Origin of the sequence: Mesorhizobium sp. M0340 (genome assembly GCF_040321535.1) — a bacterium.
Lineage (GTDB): Bacteria > Pseudomonadota > Alphaproteobacteria > Rhizobiales > Rhizobiaceae > Mesorhizobium.
The window spans coordinates 160,107-180,854 of the sequence record NZ_JAMYRR010000003.1; the positions used below are offsets into that span (position 1 = coordinate 160,107).

Here is a 20,748-nt window from a genome sequence, read left to right on the forward strand (position 1 = left end):
GCCCGGCACAGAGTTGGACGCGATCGTTTGTCAAAAACGATTGTCCCGCGACAGCAGGGACAAATGCTTGACAAGCGAGCGTGACAAATCCACGATCATCGCAAGGGGTGCATCGCGACGACCCCGTGAGGCGTCAGCCCAACGTTCGCGTCCAAGCTTCTCTTTCAAGGAGGTGGACGCCATGCCGTCAACAACCGCTATCACCGTATCGCAACTGTCCCGTCTGATTGGGCTGCCGGGTGCGCCCGCAATCATCGACGTCCGCATCGATGATGACTACAACGCCGATCCGCGCCTGCTGCCGGGGTCGGATCGGCGTGATTTCAGGACTGTCTCGAACTGGGCTGCCGACTTCGCCGGCAGGCAAGTGACAGTCGTCTGCCAGCAGGGGAAAAAGCTCTCGCAAGGCGTGGCCGCATGGCTGCGGCACGAGGGCATAGCCGCCGAATCGGTCGACGGCGGGTTTGAAGCATGGCGCGATGCCAAGGGCCTTCTCGTTCACGCCGACAAGATACCGCCCGCCGACGCCAAGGGCCGCACCGTTTGGGTGACGCGTACGCGCCCGAAGGTCGATCGCATCGCCTGCCCCTGGCTGATCCGGCGCTTCATCGATCCTCACGCGGTCTTTCTCTTCGTCGAGCCGGCTGAAGTGTCGGCCGTCGCCGATCGCTTTCAGGCCGTGCCGTTCGACATCGAGAACGTGTTCTGGAGCCACCGCGGCGAACGCTGCACATTCGACACCATGATCGAGGAGTTCGGGCTCAAATCGGAAGCGCTCGATCGCCTGGCCACGATCATACGCGCTGCCGATACTGCGAGCCTCGATCTTGTTCCACAGGCGGCCGGCTTCCTGGCCGCCTCGCTTGGCCTGTCACGGATGTTTCGCGACGATCTGGAGCAGCTCGAGGCCGGCATGCTGCTCTACGATGCGTTCTTCCGCTGGTGCCGCGATGCCACCGAGGAGACGCATAACTGGCCGGCCGCCGGCGCAGTCAGTCTCGGCACGGGCAAACCATCGTGAGCGCCGTCCTTTCGAAAAAGCCGGCGGAGATCCGGGAGCCGGTTGTGCCGAGCTTCCGGCAGGCCGTGAAGGTCTGGGCGAAAATCGGGGTGCTCAGCTTTGGCGGCCCGGCCGGGCAGATCGCGCTCATGCACAAGGAACTGGTCGAGGAACGGCGCTGGATCGGCGAACAGCGCTTCCTGCATGCGTTGAACTACTGCATGCTGCTGCCTGGCCCCGAGGCCCAGCAGCTTGCCATCTATATCGGCTGGTTGCTGCACAAAACGGTCGGCGGCCTTGTTGCCGGCATTCTCTTCGTCGTGCCGGGCGCGCTTGTAATGCTCGTCCTGAGCAGCCTCTATGCGCTCTATGGCGATGTACCACTCGTCGCGGCGCTGTTTTTCGGGGTCAAGGCAACCGTGCTCGCCATTGTCATCGAGGCGGTGATCCGGATCGGCAGACGCGCGCTGAAAAACCCGGTCATGGTGTCGATCGCACTCGCCGCCTTCATCGCCATCTACGCGTTGAACGTGCCGTTTCCGCTGATCGTGCTGCTTGCCGGCCTGGCAGGCTGGATCGGCAACCGTAGTGCGCCGGCATTTTTTTCCGGCGCACCACAGGGCAAGGGCGATGTTCCCGACGTCAAAGGCGCGGTCGATCTGATGTTCGAGCGCGGCGAACTGACTCACGTCAGACCGACGCGATGGCATGCGCCGCGCATTTTGGCGATCTGGCTGCCGATCTGGCTCGGGCCTGTTCTGCTGGTCTGGACTTTTACCGGCTCTGCCAGCGTTTGGACGCAAATCGGTGGCTTTTTCAGTGTCATGGCGGTCGTCACCTTCGGCGGCGCCTACGCCGTCCTTGCCTATGTCGCGCAGGCAGCGGTCGAGTCCTTCGGCTGGCTCGCCCCGGGTGAAATGGTCGACGGCCTCGGACTTGCCGAAACGACGCCGGGTCCGCTCATCCTGGTGTTGCAGTTTGTCGGCTTCGTCGCCGCCTTCCGCCACTCCGGCGCGCTCGCGCCGCTTCTTGCCGGATTGTTTGGAGCGCTGCTTACGCTGTGGGCGACGTTTACCCCATGTTTCCTGTGGATATTCCTTGGCGCGCCTTACATCGAAGCGCTGCGCGGCAACAAGGCGCTGTCGGCGGCGCTCGGTGCGATCACCGCCGCCGTCGTCGGCGTCATCATGAACCTCGCTCTATGGTTCGGCTTGCACGTCATCTTCGGCGAAGTGCGCAATGTCGGGCTTGGAATGGACGTGCCGGTGCTTTCATCGATAGACTGGCGCGCGGCGCTGCTTTCCTGTGCCTCGATGATCGCCATCCTGAAGCTGAAGATCGGCATGCTGCCGACGCTTGCCGGATCGGCGCTGGCCGGTGTGTTGTTGCTCGCGGCGAGCGGGTAACGCTCAGCCGCCCATTCTGTCGCGCGGCAGCTTGATCATATCGCCGAAGCGGGCGCGCAATTTGTCGTCGACCGGTTTTGGCACATGGCGCGGGAAGCGTTCGGCAAGCACGCGTTTCTTCTCGATGATCGCCCGTTGCAGGATATCGGGCCTGCCTTTCTCATTCCATTCCTTCGGCGAAAAGCGGTCGCCGACGGCCGGATAGAAATATTCGGTCTGCATCAGCCGCAGCGTCTGCTCGTTGCCCAGATAATGGCCCGGCCCTTTCAGGCAGACATCGGCAATGGTGTCGATCGACAGCGACTCGTCCGTCACTTCGATGCCGCGCACGCAGCGCAGGCAGTGGCCGAGCATGTCGTTGTCGATGATCAGGCTCTCAAGGCAAAAGCCGAGCAGCGAGGCGTGCATGCCGGCCGACTCATAGACCAGGTTGAGGCCGGCGAGACCGGCCATCACGTCGGTTATGCCCTTTTCGTAGCCGGACTGAATGTCAGGCAGTTTCGAATCTGTCATGCCGGCGGCCGAACCGCCCGGCAGGTCGTAGAATTGCGCCATCTGCGCGCAGGCCGCGGTCAGCACCGCCTGCTCGGCCGAACCGCCCGACATGGCGCCGGTCCTGAGATCCGAGACAAACGGCCAGGTGCCGAAGATCGCCGGATGGCCGGGCTTGATCGCGTTGACATAGATAAGGCCGACGAGCACTTCGGCGACTGCCTGCACCACGGCGCCCGCAATCGCCGCCGGTGCCGTCGCACCCGCCTGTCCTGCCGACAGCAGCAGGATCGGAATGCCGCCCTCGACGCAGGCTTCGAGAACGCCGCAGGCGTCCTCGGCAAACTTCATTGGGGGCACGACGAAGCAGTTCGAATTGGAGACGAAAGGTCGGGCGCGAAAATTCGCTTCGCCGCCCGCGATCGCATAGAGCATATCGAGCGCCGGCTTGACGTTCTCGCGCACGGTAAACGAGGTGCCGACATGCTTCGACGTACCCAAGACGCAGGCGTAGAGCGTGTTGAAATCCATATCGAGCGGGTCGGGAATGTCGCGCGGCACCATCGGCCGCTGGAAGAAATGGATGTTGTCGAGCCCTTCGACCAGGCGCGCGGCATCGTAGATATCCTGCAGCAGCGACTCGCGATACTCACGCTTTTCGACATCGACAAGATGCACCGCAGCACCAGCCGTGCCGTAATGCACACGCTTGCCCTGGATCACCATGTCGTGCTTCGGATCCTGGCCGTGCAGGGTGAAATGCCGCGCCGCGTTCTTGATGGTGTCGAGCACAAGGCCGCGAGGAAAGCGCAGGCGGCCGTCCTCACCGAGGGTCGCGCCCGCCTTGGCCAGTGCCTCGATGCAGGAGGGGATGGCATTGGCGAAGCCGACTGTCTCCAGAAGGGTAAGCACGGCCTCATGGATACGTTCGCAATCATTGCCGCTGAGCGGGCTGTAGCTCCCGCCTTCGAGGCCGGCGCGCACCGGCTTGACGTCGTCGGCAAGCGGTGCCGCCCGCATGGCGCGGCGCGCCTCGCGCCCGCCGGACCGCCGCGAACGCTGGTCTGCGGACACGTCCTGCTTCTCATGGGCCATTGGCATGAAGGCACTCCAACTTTAGCTGCGGAGCGGGCGCGGCGGTTGGTCCACCATCTGCCCGCTTCGTCCCCTATACTCCGACTATGCCGCCGGCATTGGCACAGCCTATGTGCCAGCCGATCCCGTCGCATATGCCAAGGTGCTAAAGAACCGGAGCCGCACTACACGCGCCAGGCTCCGGTCGGGGAAGGGAGATCAGGCCGCTGCCGGCCTGCGTCCAGCTGCCGTGGCCAGTTCGCGGATGCCGGGTTCGATGTGCTGCAACGCGATCGAGGAAATGCCCAAGCGCATGAAACGCGATGGCTTTTCGGTACGATCGAAGAAGCGGTCGCCGGGCTCGATGATGACGCTGCGCGAGGCTGCGGCCTCCGCCAGTCCGCGCGAATCGGTGCCGCGCGGCCCCTCGAGCCAGAGCGACGTACCGCCGGCCGAATCGGTCGAGCGCCACTCAGGCAGGAAGGCGGAAATCGCATGGACCAGACGCTTGCGCCGCTCGTCGAAGGCGCTCGACAGCCGTCGCACCAGCGCCTCGTGATGGCCGAGCGACAGGAAGAGCGCTACGGCACGCTGGTTGTTGGCCGGCGGATGGCGCAGCATGAAGCGGCGTAGCGCCCGAAGCTCGGAGATCAGCCCGGCCGAGGCGACGATGTAGCCGAGCCTGAGGCCGGGAGCCAGCGTCTTCGACATCGAGCCGACGTAGACGACGCGGCCGGACCGATCGAGGCTCTTCAGCGCCTGCTGCGGCGCCTCGTCCAGGAGCTGGCTGTCATAGCCGTCCTCGATGATGATCTGGTTGTGCCGGTTGGCGCGCGCCAGAAGATCCTGCCGCCGCTCCGCCGACAGCGGCACCATGGTCGGGCAATGGTGGCTGGGCGTGACGAAGACGAAGCCGGAATCACTGGGAACGGCAGAGGTTACGATGCCGGAGTGGTCGACTGGAACCGGCTGGATATCGGCGCCGGCCAGCCGGAAGATCGAGCGTGCATCGGGATAGCCGGGGTCTTCCATCGCCACCTTGGAGCCCTTGGTCATCAACAGCGTGGCCAGCATGTAAAGCGCGTTCTGCGCGCCCAGCGTCACGATGATCTCGTCCGGATTGGCGAAGATGCCGCGCCGCGGCAGCAGCCGGGCCTGGATCTGCTCGATCAGGAGCGGATCGTCGCGGTCGACCATGTCGGATGCCCAGTTGCGGATTTCGAGCACCGCCAGCGCCATGCGGTTGCACTCGCGCCATTCGGCGGTCGGGAACAGCGCCGGGTCGAACTGGCCGTAGACGAAGGGGTAGGACGACTTGATCCAGTTGTCGTGCTTGGCCGGCGGTGGCATGTCGCTCGCTGCGATCTGCCGGCGCGCCTTCCAGTCGATCTCGTTGGCCTGGTCGGGCGCCTTCTGGTGCGGCTTGGCCGGCGTCGCCAGCACCTCGGGATTGACAAAGTGGCCGCGGCGCTCGCGCGCCACCAGGAAGCCCTGGTCGACCAGCTGCTGGAACGCCAGCACCACGGTGCCGCGCGCTACGCCGAGTTTTTCGGCAAGAATCCGGCAGGACGGAAGCGGCATCGAAGCCGCGATCTGCCGGTCGAGGATGGCGGCGACGATCGCCTGGCGGATCTGCGCCTGCAGGGTCTGACCGGAGTCCGCCGAAATCCGGAACAGGCCGGACCATATGGCCGTGTCGTTTCGCTGTGGCATGGGAGATGTTCCTCGATGGCCAGCTTTTTTCACTTGGCTGGACCAGTCGAATGTACCGGTGGCACAAGGTGTTGCGCCAATCAATTTTTCTGATCGCTGGGATTTATGCCAGTGATCCTTTGCGCCGGCCCGCGCTGCGCTGCGGCATCGCTGCGCATTGAAACAGATGGAATTCGACCCGATAGTTTGCCGCGACGACACGCGCCGGAAACATCCGGCCTGATAAGATGCACCTCAAGAACCGGAGCGAGGCAGTGGATCAACCGTCCTTTCAAAAGCAGCTCGGCGCGTTGCGCGATCATCGTGCGGCCAAATCGAGCTCGATGCGCGAGGCTTTCGCCGCCGATCCGCAGCGCTTCGAGAAATTCTCCGCCAGCGACGGTGACCTGCTGCTCGACTGGTCGAAATGTGCGGTCGATGCGCGGACGATGGAGTTGCTGGAGAAGCTGGCCGAGGCCGCCGACCTCGAAGGCCGGCGCGACGCGATGTTTGCCGGCAAGAAGATCAATGTCACCGAAGGCCGCGCCGTGCTGCACACGGCGCTGCGCAACCTGACCGGCAAGGGCATCGTGCTCGACGGCCATGACGTGAAGGCGGAAGTCCTTGCCGTACTCGACGCGATGGGTGCCTTCGCCGACGCGGTGCGTTCCGGCAAGGCAGCCGGCGCGACCGGCAAGAAGATCACCGACATCGTCAACATCGGCATCGGCGGCTCCGATCTCGGCCCTGCCATGGCGACGCTGGCGCTGGCGCCCTATCATGACGGGCCGCGCGCGCATTACGTATCCAATATCGACGGTGCGCATATCCACGACACGCTGAGGGGACTTTCCGCCGAAACCACCCTGTTCATCATCGCCTCCAAGACCTTCACCACGGTCGAGACTATGACCAATGCCGAGACCGCGCGCGGATGGGTCGAGAAGGCGCTCGGCAAGGGAGCGGTCGGCAAGCACTTCGCCGCCGTCTCGACGGCGCTCGACCTGGTCGCCAAATTCGGCATCGCGCCCGATCGCGTCTTCGGCTTCTGGGACTGGGTCGGCGGCCGCTATTCCGTCTGGGGTGCGATCGGCCTGCCGGTGATGATCGCCGTCGGCCCGCGGAATTTTCGCGCCTTTCTCGACGGCGCCCATGAGATGGACGAGCATTTCCGCACCGCGCCGCTGGGGAGGAACCTGCCGGCGCTGATGGGGCTGATCGGCTGGTGGCACCGCGTGATCTGCAAATACCCCGCTCGCGCCGTCATCCCTTACGATCAGCGTCTGTCCAGGCTCCCGGCCTATCTGCAGCAGCTCGACATGGAATCGAACGGCAAGAGCGTGACCCTGGACGGCGGCGCTGTGACGACGCCGACCGGCCCGCTGGTCTGGGGTGAGCCCGGCACCAATGGCCAGCACGCCTTCTTCCAGCTTCTGCATCAGGGCACCGATTTCATTCCCGTCGAATTCCTCGCCGCTGCCGTCGGCCACGAGCCGGAACTGAAGCATCACCACGACCTTCTGCTTGCCAATTGCCTGGCGCAGTCGGAAGCTTTCATGAAGGGCCGCACGCTTGAGGAAGCCCGCGCACAGATGCTGGCGAAAGGCATGAAGCCGGCTGATGTCGACAGGATTGCTCCGCACCGCGTCTTCTCCGGCGACCGCCCCTCGGTGACGATCCTCTACAGAAAGCTCGACCCCCACACGTTCGGACGGCTGATTGCGCTCTACGAGCACCGCGTCTTCGTCGAAGGCACGCTGTTCAACATCAACTCCTTCGACCAATGGGGCGTCGAACTCGGCAAGGAACTGGCGACCGGGCTGCTGCCCGTCGTTGAAGGCAAGGAGAACGCCGCAAAGCGGGACGCCTCGACTGCCGGACTGGTGGAATACATCCACCGCTTGCGCGGCCTGGAGTGAAAAGCTTGGCGGACATCAAGGGAATATTGTTCGACAAGGACGGCACGCTCGTAGATTTCAACGCGACATGGCTGGGCATCGCCGACTTCATGGCGATGGATGCGGCCGAAGGCGATCGCTGGAAAGCAGACAGGCTGCTTGCGGCGGCGGGCTTCGACTTTGCCGCCAAGCGCTTCAAGCCGGATTCGATTTTTGCCTCCGGTACCAACATGGACGTCGTCGAGCTGTGGTTTCCACGGCTGTCCGACGAGGACCAGATGCTTGCCGTCGCCCGCTTCAACGCCATCACTTCGGCGCAGGGATCGGCAATGGCGGTGGCGCTGCCGGGTGTGGTCGAGACGCTTGGCCTGCTTCACAGAAAATCGTACCGGCTTGGCGTCGCCACCAACGACTCGACCAGCGGCGCGGAAAAGACCTTGGTCACGCTGGGCGTCGCGCAGCTTTTCGACGCCGCCTATGGTTACGATGCGGTGGCCAATCCAAAACCGGCGCCGGATACGATCCTTGCCTTCTCGGATCTGACAGGGCTTAGGCCGGCGGCGATCGCAATGGTCGGCGATAATCGCCACGATCTGGAGATGGCGCGCGCCGGCGGCTGCGGCCTGGCGATCGGCGTGCTGTCCGGCACCGGCACACGGGAATCGCTGTCGCAGATCGCCGACGTCATCCTCGATTCAGTTGCCGATCTGCCCGATTTTCTTGCGGCCCGAGTCAGCGAGACGGTCTAGACTCGCAGCTAAGCTGGTCCGAACGAGAACACGCCGCTCGGTTTCATCGCCGCATTCCTGCCTTCGCCGACATCCGGCACCTCGTATTCGGCCAGCAGGCGAAGCCGCGAGCGGGGCAGATAGGCGCGGCCTGGATCGCCGACCAGCACCTCGATGCCGGCAGCGAGGCAGCGGTCGAGGAAGGGGACGACCCGGCCGGCAAGATCATGGGCGTAAAACAGGTCGCCGACCACCACGACATCCACCGGTGGCGGCGGACCGCTGGTTATGTCCCCGCCGATTGTCGCAATCACAACGCCGTTCGCCGTCGCATTGAGGCCGATCGCGGCAACGCCGTTGCGGTCGATCTCGGCCGCGATCACCGCGCTTGCGCCGGCTTTTGCCGCTGCGATGCCGACGAGGCCCGAGCCGGCGCCGAGGTCGAGCACGCGACGGCCGGTCACGGTCTCCGGCCGGTCGAAAATATAGCGGGCGAGCACCGCGCCGCCGGCCCAGATATAGGCCCAATACGGTGGCTCCGGTTCAGGTCCGTCCTCTTCGGTCGCGTGTTGGTTCCACTCGACAAGTCGCCTGAGCCCGCTTCCCGGATGGGCGGTGTAAAGCCGAATTTCGGGAATCGGAGGTACTGCCGCGATCCGCATGTTCGCCCGGATGAACTCTGCCGGATCTGGGCGCGAGCCTATACCCACCGCATTGGCGCCGGCGATGCAATCGCTCAAGCTGCGCCTAGCCCCGCAACGCCCGTCGCAGGATCTTGCCGACCGGTGTCTTGGGCAGCTCGGTGCGGAACTCGATATGCCTGGGGCGTTTGTAGCCGGTCAGGTTCTCTTTGCAATAAGCCGCCAGCGCTTCGGCGGTCAGCCCCGGGTCCTTCTTGACGACGAACAGCTTCGGCACTTCACCCGAATGCTCGTCCGGCACGCCGATCGCCGCCACTTCGAGTACCCCCGGATGCTGTGCCACCACTTCCTCGAGTTCGTTCGGATAGACGTTGAAGCCGGAAACCAGGATCATGTCCTTCTTGCGGTCGACGATCTTGGTATAGCCAAGCTCGTCCATGAAGCCCATGTCGCCCGACTTGAAGAAGCCGTCCTCGGTCATCACCTTGGCGGTCTCGTCCGGCCGGTTCCAGTAGCCGGCCATCACTTGCGGTCCGCGGATGCAGATTTCGCCGACTTCGCCGAGCGGCAAATTGTTGCCGTCGTCGTCGCGGATGGCGATCTCGGTCGAGGGCAGCGGCAGGCCGATCGTGCCGGTGTAAACGCCGTCGCTGAATTTGTTGATGGTTGTCCCCGGTGAGGTTTCGGTAAGCCCGTAGGCCTCGCTGATCGGGCAGCCGGTCAGCGCCTTCCAGCGTTCGGCGATGGCCCTCTGCACCGGCATGCCGCCACCCAGCGTCAGGATCAGCGGCTTGAAATCGAGCTTGCGAAAATCCTCATTGTTGAGCAGCGCATTGAACAGCGTGTTGAGGCCCGGAAAGATGTGGATCGGGTATTTCTGCAGCTCCTTGACGAAGCGGGGAATGTCGCGCGGATTGGGGATGAGGACATTCTGTGCGCCTTGCTGCATGCCTACCAGCACGTTCGCCGTCAGCGCAAAAATGTGATAGAGCGGCAGCGCGCAGAGGAAATTCAGATGCGCCGGCTTAGGCTTGACGGTAAAGGCGTCTTCAGCCCACAGCGCGTTCTGCGCGACGTTCGCCAAAATGTTGCTGTGCAAAAGCATCGCGCCCTTGGAGATGCCGGTCGTGCCGCCTGTGTATTGCAGGAAGGCGATGTCGTCGGCCGCGACCTCTGCGGGCCTGAAGGCCATGCCGGCGCCTGCCTTCAGCGCGGCGCTGAATTTGACATGGCCGGGCAGCGACCATGCCGGCACCATCTTTTTGACGCGGCGTACAACGAAGTTGACGATTGGTCCCTTGATCCCACCGAGCATGTCGCCCATCGAGGCGACCACGATATGCTTGACCGCGGTCCTGGCGATCACCGCCTGCAGGGTGCAAGCGAAATTTTCGAGGATGACAATGGCTTGAGCGCCGGAATCCTTGAGCTGGTGCTCCAGCTCGCGCGGCGTGTAGAGCGGATTGATGTTGACCACGACATAGCCGGCGCGAAGCACTGCCATGATCGCCACCGGATATTGCAGCACATTCGGCATCATCAGTGCGACGCGCGCGCCCTTCTGCAGCCCCGTTGATTGCAGATAGGCGCCGAAGGCGGCCGACTGTCGCTCGAGGTCGGCATAGGTGATCGATTTGCCCATGCAGACGAAGGCCGGCCGATTCGCAAACTGCTTGCACACGGTGACGAGAAAGTCGCCGATCGAGCTGGCGGGCAGGGCGCCGATCTCGGCCGGCACGATCTTTGGATAACTCTTGAGCCACGGTTTTTCCGGCAGGCCGGCGGCCAGCGACGTGATCGCCTTTGGTAATCTCTTGGCCGGACCTGCCGACGGTCGGGGCGCTGTCGGCACTGCCTTCGCCGCCGGCTTGGCGGCAGACTTTGCAGCAGGCGCCGTCTTGCGGGTTGCCGGTTTAGCAGCCGTTCCAACCGTGGTCTTCGCCGCCGGCTTCGCGCTTGCCTTCGCGGTAGCCGCCGGCTTGGCGTCGGCCGCTTTTGACTTGACTGCTTTCGATGTTGCCTCGGCCTTTGCTTTCGCCGCGCTGGTTGTCTTTGCCGGTTTTGCCACCTGTCGCTCCCTCAATCGTTCTTATTGTTTCGGCATGCTTGCGCGCCACCACCGCCCTGATCAACAAAGATATCCCAACGCTTGCCGCAATGCCCGAAACCCGGGAAAATCCGGCACGCTGCCCATCTATCTATGTATTGCCACAAGCGGCGGCCATGCAAGCCTTCGGCACCGGGAGTGCGGTAAGACTTGCCGTCAAACCTCTCGGCCGCGACCGGTTTTCGGACGCGGGTCTCTTGAACCGAAAGGCTCGATTCCCACAATTGGCGGCATCGCCGATCAACAAAAAATTGAAGTCGCTAATAATGTCGTGATCTGCGGATTCGGCTCGTTTTTTTCCACAATTTGCCGCGTGCCGGGATTTTTTTCTGCTTCCCGTGGGTTAGGCAAACAAGCAGTTCCAAAGCTAGAAAAACGGTGCTTATATGCGGCCTTCGCGAGCCTGATAGAGGGGCTTGGAAGAACATCAGGGAGTGCTCAATGAAAAAGAAACTGACTTTTGCAGCCGCGTTGCTGGCTGCAAGCGTCCTCGGCGGCATGGCCAACGCAAAACAACTGGTCTATTGCTCGGAGGCTTCGCCGGCCGGCTTCGACCCGTCGCCATGGAGCGGCGGCAACGACTTCGACGCCTCGTCGCGCACCATCTATTCGCGCCTGGTCGAGTTCGAGCATGGCAAGACCACCATCTCCCCCGGCCTGGCAGAGAGCTGGACGGTTTCCGACGACGGTCTCGAATACACCTTCAAGCTTCGCCCTGGTGTGAAATTCCAGACGACCGATTATTTCACGCCGACGCGCGACCTCAACGCCGACGACGTGATCTTTTCCTTCGAACGCCAGTGGAAGAAAGAAAGCCCGTGGTACAGCTATCTGGAAGGCACCGGCTGGGAATATTTCACCGGCATGGGCTTCCCCGATCTCCTGAAGGAAATCGTCAAGGTCGACGACCTGACGGTGAAATTCGTGCTGAACAAGCCTGAAGTCGCGTTCCTGCCGGACCTCGGCATGGATTTCGCCTCGATCGTTTCCAAAGAGTATGCCGACCAGCTCGACAAGGCCGGCACCAGGCAGCAGTTCACCCAGAAGCCGGTCGGCACCGGTCCGTTCCAGTTCGTCGACTACCAGGTCGACGCGGTCATCCGCTACGCGGCATGGGACGGCTACTATGGCGGCCGCCAGAAGATCGACGATCTGATCTTCGCCATCACGCCCGATCCCGCCGTGCGCGCGCAGAAGCTGAAGGCGGGCGAATGCGATATCATGTCGTACCCGGCGCCAGCCGACATTGCCGGACTGCAGGCCGACACGAACCTCAAGGTCGATGAGCAGGAAGGCCTGAATATCGGCTACATGGCCTATAACACAACGCAGCCGCCCTTCGATAAGGTCGAGGTCCGCAAGGCCCTCAACATGGCGGTGAACAAGAAGGCAATCATCGACGCGGTCTATCAGGGTGCCGGCACGCCGGCCATCAACCCGATCCCGCCGACCATGTGGTCCTATAACAAGGACATCAAGGACGATCCCTACGATCCGGAGGCGGCCAAGAAGATGCTGGCCGACGCCGGCGTCAAGGATCTGTCGATGAAGATCTGGGCTATGCCGGTCAGCCGCCCCTACAACCCGAACGCCCAGCGCGTCGCCGAGTTGATCCAGGCCGACTATGCCGCCGTCGGCGTCAAGGCGGAGATCGTCAGCTACGAATGGACCGAGTATCGCCAGCGCGGCAAAGCCAAGGATCGCGACGGCGCCTTCCAACTGGGCTGGACCGGGGACAATGGCGATCCGGACAACTTCTTTTTCCTGCTCGGTTGCGATGCCATCGGCCAGTCCAATTATGCGATCTGGTGCAATCAGGAATTCGAAGCCCTGCTGAAAAAAGGCAAGGCAACGACGGACGTCGCCGAGCGCACCAAGATCTACGAGGAAGCTCAGGTGGTGTTCAAGCGTGAGGCTCCGTGGCTGACCATCGCCCATTCCAAGGTCTTCATGCCGATGAACAAGAAGGTGTCGGGCTTCGTTATGGACCCGCTCGGCATTCATCGGTTTGACGGCGTCGACGTCACCGAATAAGTCCTGAGAAATTGAACGGCGGCGCTGGACTTCCCGCGCCGCCGTTCTATGAAGCAAGATGCTCCGTTATCTCCTCCACAAGCTCGCTTTGATCATCCCGACCGTGTTCGGCATATCGCTGGCGGCGTTCGCTTTCGTCCGGCTTCTGCCCGGCGATCCCATCCTGGCCCTGGCCGGCGAGCGCGGCGTCAGCCCCGAACGCTACGCCCAGCTCATCGAGCAGTTTGGCTACAACCGGCCCTATGTCATCCAGTACCTGGAATATATCGGCAGGGTCCTCACCGGCGATTTCGGCATATCCATTGCCACCAAGCGGCCAGTGCTCGGCGAATTCCAGGCGCTGTTTCCGGCCACGCTGGAACTGGCGACGGTGGCGTTGATCATCGCCATCCTGCTTGGCATCCCTGCCGGCATTTTCGCTGCGGTCAAGCGGGGCTCCTGGTTCGACCAGGCGACGATGGGTGTCGCGCTGACCGGCTATTCGATGCCGATCTTCTGGTGGGGGCTGCTGCTCATTATCTTCTTCTCCGGCTATCTCGGCTGGACGCCGGTTTCCGGCCGCATCGGCCTGCAGTATTTCTTCAGGCCGACGACCGGGTTCATGCTCATCGACAGCCTGATCTCCGGCAGGAGCGGCGCTTTCAAATCCGCCGTCAGCCATCTGATCCTGCCATCGATCGTGCTGGCGACGATCCCGCTCGCCGTCATAGCGCGCCAGACGCGCTCGGCGATGCTCGAGGTGCTGGGCGAGGACTATGTCCGCACCGCGCGTGCCAAGGGCCTGGCGCCGCGCCGTGTCATCGGGCTGCATGCTTTTCGCAACGCGCTGATCCCAGTGGTCACCACCATTGGACTGCAGGTCGGCACGTTGATGGCAGGCGCCATTCTGACCGAAACCATTTTTTCCTGGCCAGGCATCGGCAAATGGATGATCGACGCCATCGGCAAGCGCGACTATGTCGTCGTGCAGAGCGGATTGCTGATCATCGCGCTGATCGTCATGGCGGTGAACCTGATCGTCGACGTGCTCTACGCCGTCATCAATCCGCGCATCCGGGTGCAGTGAGATGACCGACGAATCCGCCGCCGAAGCCACCGCTGCCTCCATCCCGACAGGCGGCAGGCAAAGGGCGTTTGCCGAGTTCTGGCATTACTTCTCGATGAACACCGGGGCCGTCATCGGTCTTGTCGTGTTTTCGGCGCTCGTGCTGGTGGCGATCTTTGCGCCGTTCGTCGCCCCGCATTCGCCCGACGAGCAGTTTCGCGATGCACTGCTGGCGCCTCCTGCCTGGCAGGAAGGCGGCAAATCGATGTTCCTGCTCGGCACCGATGCGGTCGGCCGCGACATGCTTTCGCGGTTGATCTTCGGGGCACGTTTTTCGCTGTTCATCGGCCTGGTGGTCGTCGTCTTCTCACTCACCAGCGGCATCGTGCTTGGCGTGCTCGCCGGCTATTTCCGCGGCTGGGTCGACACGCTGATCATGCGCATCATGGATATCATCCTGGCCTTCCCGTCGCTGCTTCTGGCGCTGGTGCTGGTGGCGATCCTCGGCCCGGGCCTGTTCAATGCCATGTTGGCGATCGCACTGGTGCTGCAGCCGCATTTCGCACGTCTCACCCGCGCCGCCGTGATGGCCGAAAAGAACCGCGAATATGTGATCTCCGCCAAGGTGGCCGGCGCCGGTCATCTTCGCTTGATGGTGAGGACGATCTTGCCGAACTGCCTGGCACCGCTGATCGTGCAGGCCACGCTGTCCTTCTCCAACGCTATTCTCGAGGCTGCGGCGCTCGGCTTCCTCGGTGTCGGTGCGCAGCCGCCGACACCAGAATGGGGCACGATGCTCGCTTCGGCGCGCGAATTCATCCTGCGCGCGCCTTGGGTGGTGACCTTCCCCGGCCTTGCCATCCTGATCACTGTGCTTGCAATCAATCTGATCGGCGACGGCCTGCGCGATGCCTTCGACCCCAAGCTGAAGAGATCATGATCCAATGCCTCTTCTCGAGATCAAGAACCTGACCGTTTCCTTCGACACCGCCGCCGGACCATTCATGGCGGTACAAGGCATCGACCTGTCGGTCGAACCGCGCGAGGTGCTGGCGATCGTCGGCGAATCCGGTTCCGGAAAATCGGTGGCGATGCTGGCGGTGATGGGGCTCTTGCCCAACACGGCGACGGTGAGGGCCGACCGCATGGCCTTCGACGGCATCGACCTGCTAAAGCTCGGCCCATCCGAGCGGCGCAAGATCGTCGGCAAGGACATTTCGATGATCTTCCAGGAACCGGTCGCCAGCCTCAACCCATGCTTCACCGTCGGCTTCCAGATCGAGGAGGTGCTGCGTTTTCATATGGGCATGGACCGCGCTCAGCGCCGGGCGCGCGCCATTGAACTGATGAAGCTCGTCGGCATCGCCGACCCCGAGGAACGGCTGGGCTCGTTCCCGCATCAGATGTCGGGCGGCCAGTGCCAGCGCGTCATGATCGCCATCGCCATCGCCTGCAATCCGAAGCTTTTGATAGCCGACGAGCCAACCACGGCACTCGACGTCACCATTCAGAAGCAGATCCTCGACCTGCTGGTCGGCCTGCAGGCCAAATACGGCATGGGCCTGATCATGATCACCCACAATATGGGGGTCGTTGCCGAGACCGCCGACCGTGTCATCGTCCAGTACAAGGGCCGCAAGATGGAAGAGGCCGATGTGCTGTCGCTGTTCGAATCCCCCAGGAGCAATTACACGCGCGCGCTTCTGTCGGCGCTGCCGGAGAACGCCGTCGGCGACCGGTTGCCTACTGTTTCCGACATGCTGTTCGAGCCGGCCCCATCTGTAGTCGCAGCCCGATCCGCAGGAGGAACCGCCTCATGAGCGTGACGGTAGTCGAAGGCAAGAACATCGTGCGCGACTATCATGTCGGCGGCGGGCTTTTCCGCCCCTCCCGTACGGTTCATGCGGTCAAGGGTGTTTCGTTCAGCGTCGACAAGGGCAAGACGCTGGCCATCGTCGGCGAGAGCGGCTGCGGCAAGTCAACACTCGCCCGCATCATCACCCTGATCGACCCGGCGACCTCCGGCGAGCTTTTCATCGATGGCAAGAAGGTCGACATCGCGAGGGATGGTCTGTCGAAGGAAATGCGCCGCAAGGTGCAGATCGTCTTCCAGAACCCCTATGGTTCGCTCAATCCACGCCAGAAGGTCGGCGACGTGCTTGGCGAGCCGCTGCTCATCAACACCGACAGCACGGCCGACGAGCGGCGCGATCTTGCCATGAAGATGCTGAAGAAGGTCGGTCTCGGCCCCGAGCACTATAATCGCTACCCGCATATGTTTTCGGGCGGCCAGCGCCAGCGGATCGCCATCGCCCGCGCGCTGATGCTCAACCCCAGCCTCCTGGTGCTGGACGAGCCGGTCTCGGCGCTTGACCTGTCGGTGCAGGCGCAGGTGCTGAACCTGCTCGCCGACCTGCAGGACGAGTTTCAGCTGACCTATGTTTTCATCAGCCACGACCTGTCGGTGGTGCGCTATATCGCCGACGACGTGATGGTGATGTATTTCGGCGAAGCGGTCGAATACGGCTCGCGCGACGAGGTCTTCGCCGACCCCAAGCACAGCTACACCAGGACGCTGTTCGCGGCGACGCCGCGTGCCGACGTTGCCAGCATCAAGGCAAGGTTGGCGAAAAAGAAGGCCGCCTGATCCGGCGAGGTTTGCCGGCCGGCTACCGCTTCTCGATCCCCGGAATGCCGGAGATCTGCTCGACGAGAAAGTCGACCAGCAGCTGCACCCGGGCGATGCCGGCGCGTTCCGGGACGATCAGCATGCTAAATGGGACGGGAGGCGGAAAATAGCCCGGCATGACCACCTCCAGCCGGCCGGCCGCCAGAAGATCGTCGACAAGCCAGTGGTGCGCGGGTGCGATACCGCGTCCGGCGACAAGGGCTTCGCGCGCGGCAAGCCCATGGTCCACACGAAATCGCCCGCCAAAGGGCACCGCAAAGGTCTCGCCGCCCGGCCCCTGCAGGACGAGCATGTCGCTTCCCGCGATGTTCGACATCCGGATGCCTTCATGGCCAGGCAGATCGTGCGGGACAGCCGGTCTGCCGCGCGCCGCCAGATAGGCCGGCGCCGCCACCAGCAGACGCCGGGACTGGCCGAGCGCCCGCAGTTTCATCGAGCTGTTGGTGAGCGGACCGAGGCGAAGCGCGATATCGACGCCCTCCCGCACAAGGTCGATGCGCTCGTCGGTGAGGCTAAGATCGATGCCGATATCGGGATAGCGGTCCTGAAAGGCGAAGATCAACCGGCTGACGTGCAAGACCCCGAGCGCCGCCGTGCAGGATATCCGGATCGTGCCGGCCGACGCGCCGCGCGTGCCCCGCGCCTCATCGCCGGCCTGCTCAACGAGGCGCAGGATCTGGACGCTGTCGGCATAGTAACGGCTGCCTTCATCGGTCATCGTCACACGCCGGGTGGTCCTGCTGAGCAAGGGCACTCCGACGGCCTCCTCGAGTTCTCGCAAATGCCGTGTGACCGTCGACTGCCCAACTCCGAGTTCGCGCGCCACCGCCGAGAGGCTGCCGCGCTCGGCGACGCGAACGAAGGTGCGCATGCGCTCGAGAGTGACGTCCGATCTATCCATTATTCGGCATAATCTTATACATTTACTACATATAGTGGATCAGCCCGCGGCTGGCTACCTTTGGTGTCTATCGTCCTTCTTCGGAGTAGACCCATGAAAGTCCTGCTTGTTTTTGCTCATCCTGAACCGCGTTCGCTCAACGGCGCGCTGCGTGACGTCGCCATCAGGGAACTCGAGGCCCAAGGCCACGAGGTGCGGGTGTCGGACCTCTATGCCGACGGCTGGAAAGCCGAGGTGGACCGTGCCGACTTTCCGGCGTGGCCGCCCGAAGCACGCTTCCTGCCGGCCGGCGCCTCCAAAAAGGCTTTTGCGACCAACACTCTGACCGATGACGTCAAAGCCGAGATCGACAAGCTGCTATGGGCCGACACCCTGATCCTCCAGTTCCCGCTGTGGTGGTACGCCATGCCGGCGATCCTCAAGGGCTGGGTCGATCGCGTGTACGCCTACGGCTTCGCCTATGGCGTTGGCGAGCACAGCGACAAGCGGTGGGGTGACCGCTTTGGTGAGGGAACGCTCGCCGGCAAGCGCGCAATGCTGATCGTGACCACCGGCGGCTGGGAGGAGCATTATTCTGCCCGCGGCGTCAACGGCCCGATCGACGACCTGCTGTTCCCGATCAATCACGGGATTCTCTATTATCCGGGCTATGACGTGCTTCCGCCGTTCGTGGTCTATAGAGTGGACCGTTTTGGGGAGGCCGATTTCGAACCTGTCGCGGAGCGGCTGCGCGAAAGGATGCGGACGCTCGAGACAATCCGGCCCATTCCTTATCGGCAGCAGAATGGCGGCGATTACCTGATCCCAAGCATGCAGTTGCGCCCCGGCCTGGAGAGCCCGGGTGCTACCGCTTTTGCGCTCCACCAGAACGGCGCAAGCGCAGCCGGACAGCCCGATCAGGACAGCCGGGCGATGATGGTACGCAGCGCCTCGCCGAAACGCCGAACTTCCTCAATCGTATTGTAATGCACCAGGGAGGCGCGGACGGCGCCGCTGTCCATGCTGAGGTTGAGCCGCTTCATCAGGCGCGGCGCATACATATGGCCGTCGCGAATGCCGATCTGCATCTCGGCCATTTCCTCGACGATCCTCTGCGGCGACAGCGTGCCGATGTTGAAACAGAAAGTCGGCACGCGCTCGCTGAGGCGTGCTTCGTCGGCGACACCATAGATCGTCGCGCCGCAACCCTTGAGCACCGCCAGCATTTCGCGCGCCAGCACCTGCTCGTAATCGCGGATGGCATTCATGCCGGCGACGATGTTGTCGCGTCGCGACCGGTTATTGGCTGGAGCAAAATTGCGGCCGATCGACTCGAGATAGCGCACCGCGGCATCCATGCCGGAGACGTTCTCGTAGATGAAGGTACCGGCCTCGATTTTGTAAGGCGGCTCGTCGGGGATGAAATCCTCGCGGAAGGTCGGCAAGCGCTTCAGTGTTTCGAAGCGGCCCCACAGGAAGCCCATATGAGGCGAGAAATTCTTGTAGCCGGAGCAGACCAGATAATCGCAATCCCAGGCCTGCACATCGATCAACCCGTGCGGGCCGTAATGCACGCAGTCGAGGAACACTTCGGCGCCTGCCGCATGCGCAATCCCAGCCACGGAAGCAACGTCGACAATCGAGCCGATCGAATGCGCCGTCACCGTGCAGGCGACGAGCCGGGTCCGCTCTGAGACCAGCGGGCGCAAATCGTCGACATGCAGATTGCCGTCCTCGCGCATCCGCCACCATTTGAACTTGGCGCCGGCGGGCGCCAGCGCCAGCCACGTCGCGATATTAGCGTCGTGATCCATGTCGGTGATGACGATCTCGTCACGCTCCCCGTTTGGGCGCTCGGAAAGCATCTGGCCGATGCCGAGGCTGACCAGGCGGATGAACGAAGTGGCGTTCATGCCGAAGCAGATCTCCGCCGGGTTGGTAGCGTTGATCAGCAAGGCCACGCTTTCGCGCGCGCCGGCCACGGCTTGATCGACGGTGACGCTGCGGCCATAGCGGCCGCCGCGCTGCACATTATGCGCGACCAAATGGTTGGTGACCGCATCGAGCACGCTTTGCGGGATCTGCGCGCCGGCGGCATTGTCCATGAAGACGAAGTCTCCGGCTTGCTGCAAGGCGGGAAACATGGCGCGGATCGTCTCGACCGGGAAAGCTGCGGCATCGCCGGTTTTCGAAATCTGATGCTGGTTCAAGCTCGTCTCCTGCGAAGTGCCTAACGGAAGTTGATATTCGGGGAATTGGCGGACGGAAATCGTTGGCGGCCTCAGCGGGTCTTTTCGGTCTGGAACCGGCGTTCCAGGAGGCTGACGAGTCGGACCATCGGCCAGAGAAAGATCAGATAGACCAGCGCCGCGCCGATCAGCGGTGAGGGATTGGCATAGAGCGATTGTGCGTTGGTCGCTTCCTTCAGCAGTTCGGGCAGCGCCACGGTGGAAGCGAGCGAAGTATCCTTGAACATCGAAACGCAATTGCTGGTCATTGGCGGAATGACCACGCGGATCGCCTGCGGCAATACCACCTTGCGCAAGGTCAGCAAGAACGGCAGGCCGAGCGCCTGCGCCGCCTCGAACTGGCCGTGCGGAATGCTTTCTATGCCCGAGCGGAACACCTCGGCCGAATAGGCCGCCATGATGATGGCGAACGCCATCACCGCGGACGTCCACGATGACAAGCGAATGCCGAGGAACGGCAGCGCATAGTAGATCAGGATCAGCACCACCAGCACCGGCATCGCCCGGAAAATGTCGATGTAGCCGACAGCCAGCAGCCGAAGCGGCTTTGGCGCATAGAGCCGCACCAGGCTGATCGCGAGGCCGACGGGAATACCGATGCCGATGCTCATGATTCCGAGCAGCAGCGTGTTCAGGAAACCGCGCAGCAGCGCCGGCAGGCTGGAGACCATGACGTCGGCGTTGAAGAAGGTGTCCAGCAGCGACATCGCAGCATTTCCGAAACGTTTGGCGTCCCGCGACGCTCGAGCCCCAGCCCGAAATCCCGAAATCGTGCCGGTACGAAAGCCGGCACGAAATTTAAGCGCGAACTGC

At 63.0% G+C, this 20,748-nt stretch carries 19 protein-coding genes; 12 read left to right on the forward strand and 7 right to left on the reverse strand.

The genetic code is table 11. From position 1 onward, the window contains the following. The first annotated feature begins 181 nt into the window (after positions 1-181). Together NKI79_RS05535 and chrA are read left to right on the forward strand one after the other, a co-directional pair. Complete coding sequence (locus NKI79_RS05535) at positions 182-1,021, forward strand: chromate resistance protein ChrB domain-containing protein (protein ID WP_352800336.1); 840 nt, start codon at positions 182-184, stop codon at positions 1,019-1,021. Then, complete coding sequence (chrA, locus tag NKI79_RS05540) at positions 1,018-2,406, forward strand: chromate efflux transporter (protein WP_352800338.1); 1,389 nt, start codon at positions 1,018-1,020, stop codon at positions 2,404-2,406. The genes NKI79_RS05535 and chrA overlap by 4 nt, the downstream gene beginning before the upstream one ends. A gap of 3 nt (positions 2,407-2,409) precedes the next feature. Here the strand turns inward: chrA and NKI79_RS05545 are convergent, their stop codons facing one another. Together NKI79_RS05545 and pdxR are read right to left on the reverse strand one after the other, a co-directional pair. Further along, positions 2,410-3,999, reverse strand: a complete 1,590-nt coding sequence (locus tag NKI79_RS05545; protein WP_352800340.1) for a trimethylamine methyltransferase family protein — start codon at positions 3,997-3,999, stop codon at positions 2,410-2,412. A gap of 192 nt (positions 4,000-4,191) precedes the next feature. Further along, entirely contained in the window at positions 4,192-5,685 is a 1,494-nt protein-coding gene (gene pdxR, locus NKI79_RS05550) for a MocR-like pyridoxine biosynthesis transcription factor PdxR (protein WP_352800342.1), read from the reverse strand. Between the two features lie 5 nt (positions 5,686-5,690). On the opposite strand from pdxR, the gene NKI79_RS05555 reads away from it, so the two are divergent. From NKI79_RS05555 to NKI79_RS05565, 3 genes are all read left to right on the forward strand, one after another. Next, entirely contained in the window at positions 5,691-5,846 is a 156-nt protein-coding gene (locus NKI79_RS05555) for a hypothetical protein (RefSeq protein ID WP_254816186.1), read from the forward strand. 93 nt (positions 5,847-5,939) lie between these two features. Continuing rightward, entirely contained in the window at positions 5,940-7,583 is a 1,644-nt protein-coding gene (gene pgi / locus NKI79_RS05560; RefSeq protein WP_352800344.1) for a glucose-6-phosphate isomerase, read from the forward strand. A gap of 5 nt (positions 7,584-7,588) precedes the next feature. After that, positions 7,589-8,311: an HAD family hydrolase gene (locus NKI79_RS05565; protein WP_352800346.1), complete on the forward strand. Its 723-nt coding sequence runs from the start codon at positions 7,589-7,591 to the stop codon at positions 8,309-8,311. Between the two features lie 8 nt (positions 8,312-8,319). On the opposite strand, the gene NKI79_RS05570 is transcribed toward NKI79_RS05565, so the two are convergent. Both NKI79_RS05570 and NKI79_RS05575 read right to left on the reverse strand, forming a co-directional pair. Beyond that, on the reverse strand, positions 8,320-9,030 hold the full coding sequence (locus NKI79_RS05570) for a class I SAM-dependent methyltransferase (protein ID WP_352800348.1): 711 nt from the start codon (positions 9,028-9,030) through the stop codon (positions 8,320-8,322). A gap of 7 nt (positions 9,031-9,037) precedes the next feature. Further along, on the reverse strand, positions 9,038-10,669 hold the full coding sequence (locus NKI79_RS05575) for a long-chain-fatty-acid--CoA ligase (protein ID WP_352476031.1): 1,632 nt from the start codon (positions 10,667-10,669) through the stop codon (positions 9,038-9,040). Between the two features lie 16 nt (positions 10,670-10,685). Between NKI79_RS05575 and NKI79_RS05580 the strand changes: the two genes are divergently transcribed. From NKI79_RS05580 to NKI79_RS05605, 6 genes are read left to right on the forward strand one after another with little or no spacing between them, the layout of a single operon-like run. Beyond that, a complete protein-coding gene (locus tag NKI79_RS05580; RefSeq protein WP_352800349.1) occupies positions 10,686-11,483 on the forward strand; it encodes a hypothetical protein in 798 nt (265 codons plus the stop codon). Then, positions 11,480-13,072: an ABC transporter substrate-binding protein gene (locus NKI79_RS05585; protein WP_254816244.1), complete on the forward strand. Its 1,593-nt coding sequence runs from the start codon at positions 11,480-11,482 to the stop codon at positions 13,070-13,072. Before NKI79_RS05580 ends, NKI79_RS05585 begins: the two co-directional genes overlap by 4 nt. Positions 13,073-13,130: 58 nt before the next feature. Further along, complete coding sequence (locus NKI79_RS05590; RefSeq protein WP_254816243.1) at positions 13,131-14,138, forward strand: ABC transporter permease subunit; 1,008 nt, start codon at positions 13,131-13,133, stop codon at positions 14,136-14,138. A gap of 1 nt (position 14,139) precedes the next feature. After that, complete coding sequence (locus NKI79_RS05595) at positions 14,140-15,057, forward strand: ABC transporter permease subunit (protein WP_023676823.1); 918 nt, start codon at positions 14,140-14,142, stop codon at positions 15,055-15,057. A 4-nt stretch (positions 15,058-15,061) separates the two neighbouring features. Continuing rightward, positions 15,062-15,937, forward strand: coding sequence for an ABC transporter ATP-binding protein (locus NKI79_RS05600; protein ID WP_352506082.1), 876 nt, complete (start codon positions 15,062-15,064; stop codon positions 15,935-15,937). Then, entirely contained in the window at positions 15,934-16,764 is an 831-nt protein-coding gene (locus tag NKI79_RS05605) for a dipeptide ABC transporter ATP-binding protein (RefSeq protein WP_352800351.1), read from the forward strand. The genes NKI79_RS05600 and NKI79_RS05605 overlap by 4 nt, the downstream gene beginning before the upstream one ends. A gap of 22 nt (positions 16,765-16,786) precedes the next feature. Here NKI79_RS05605 and NKI79_RS05610 read toward each other — a convergent pair whose 3' ends face one another. Further along, entirely contained in the window at positions 16,787-17,707 is a 921-nt protein-coding gene (locus NKI79_RS05610; protein ID WP_352800352.1) for a LysR family transcriptional regulator, read from the reverse strand. Positions 17,708-17,800: 93 nt separating this feature from the next. Between NKI79_RS05610 and NKI79_RS05615 the strand changes: the two genes are divergently transcribed. Next, positions 17,801-18,673, forward strand: coding sequence for an NAD(P)H-dependent oxidoreductase (locus NKI79_RS05615; RefSeq protein WP_352800354.1), 873 nt, complete (start codon positions 17,801-17,803; stop codon positions 18,671-18,673). Here the strand turns inward: NKI79_RS05615 and NKI79_RS05620 are convergent. Continuing rightward, positions 18,604-19,896, reverse strand: a complete 1,293-nt coding sequence (locus tag NKI79_RS05620) for a cysteine desulfurase-like protein (RefSeq protein ID WP_352800356.1) — start codon at positions 19,894-19,896, stop codon at positions 18,604-18,606. The two genes, NKI79_RS05615 and NKI79_RS05620, sit on opposite strands and share 70 nt — an antisense overlap. A 71-nt stretch (positions 19,897-19,967) precedes the next feature. After that, complete coding sequence (locus tag NKI79_RS05625; protein WP_352800358.1) at positions 19,968-20,642, reverse strand: amino acid ABC transporter permease; 675 nt, start codon at positions 20,640-20,642, stop codon at positions 19,968-19,970. Positions 20,643-20,748: the final 106 nt, after the last annotated feature.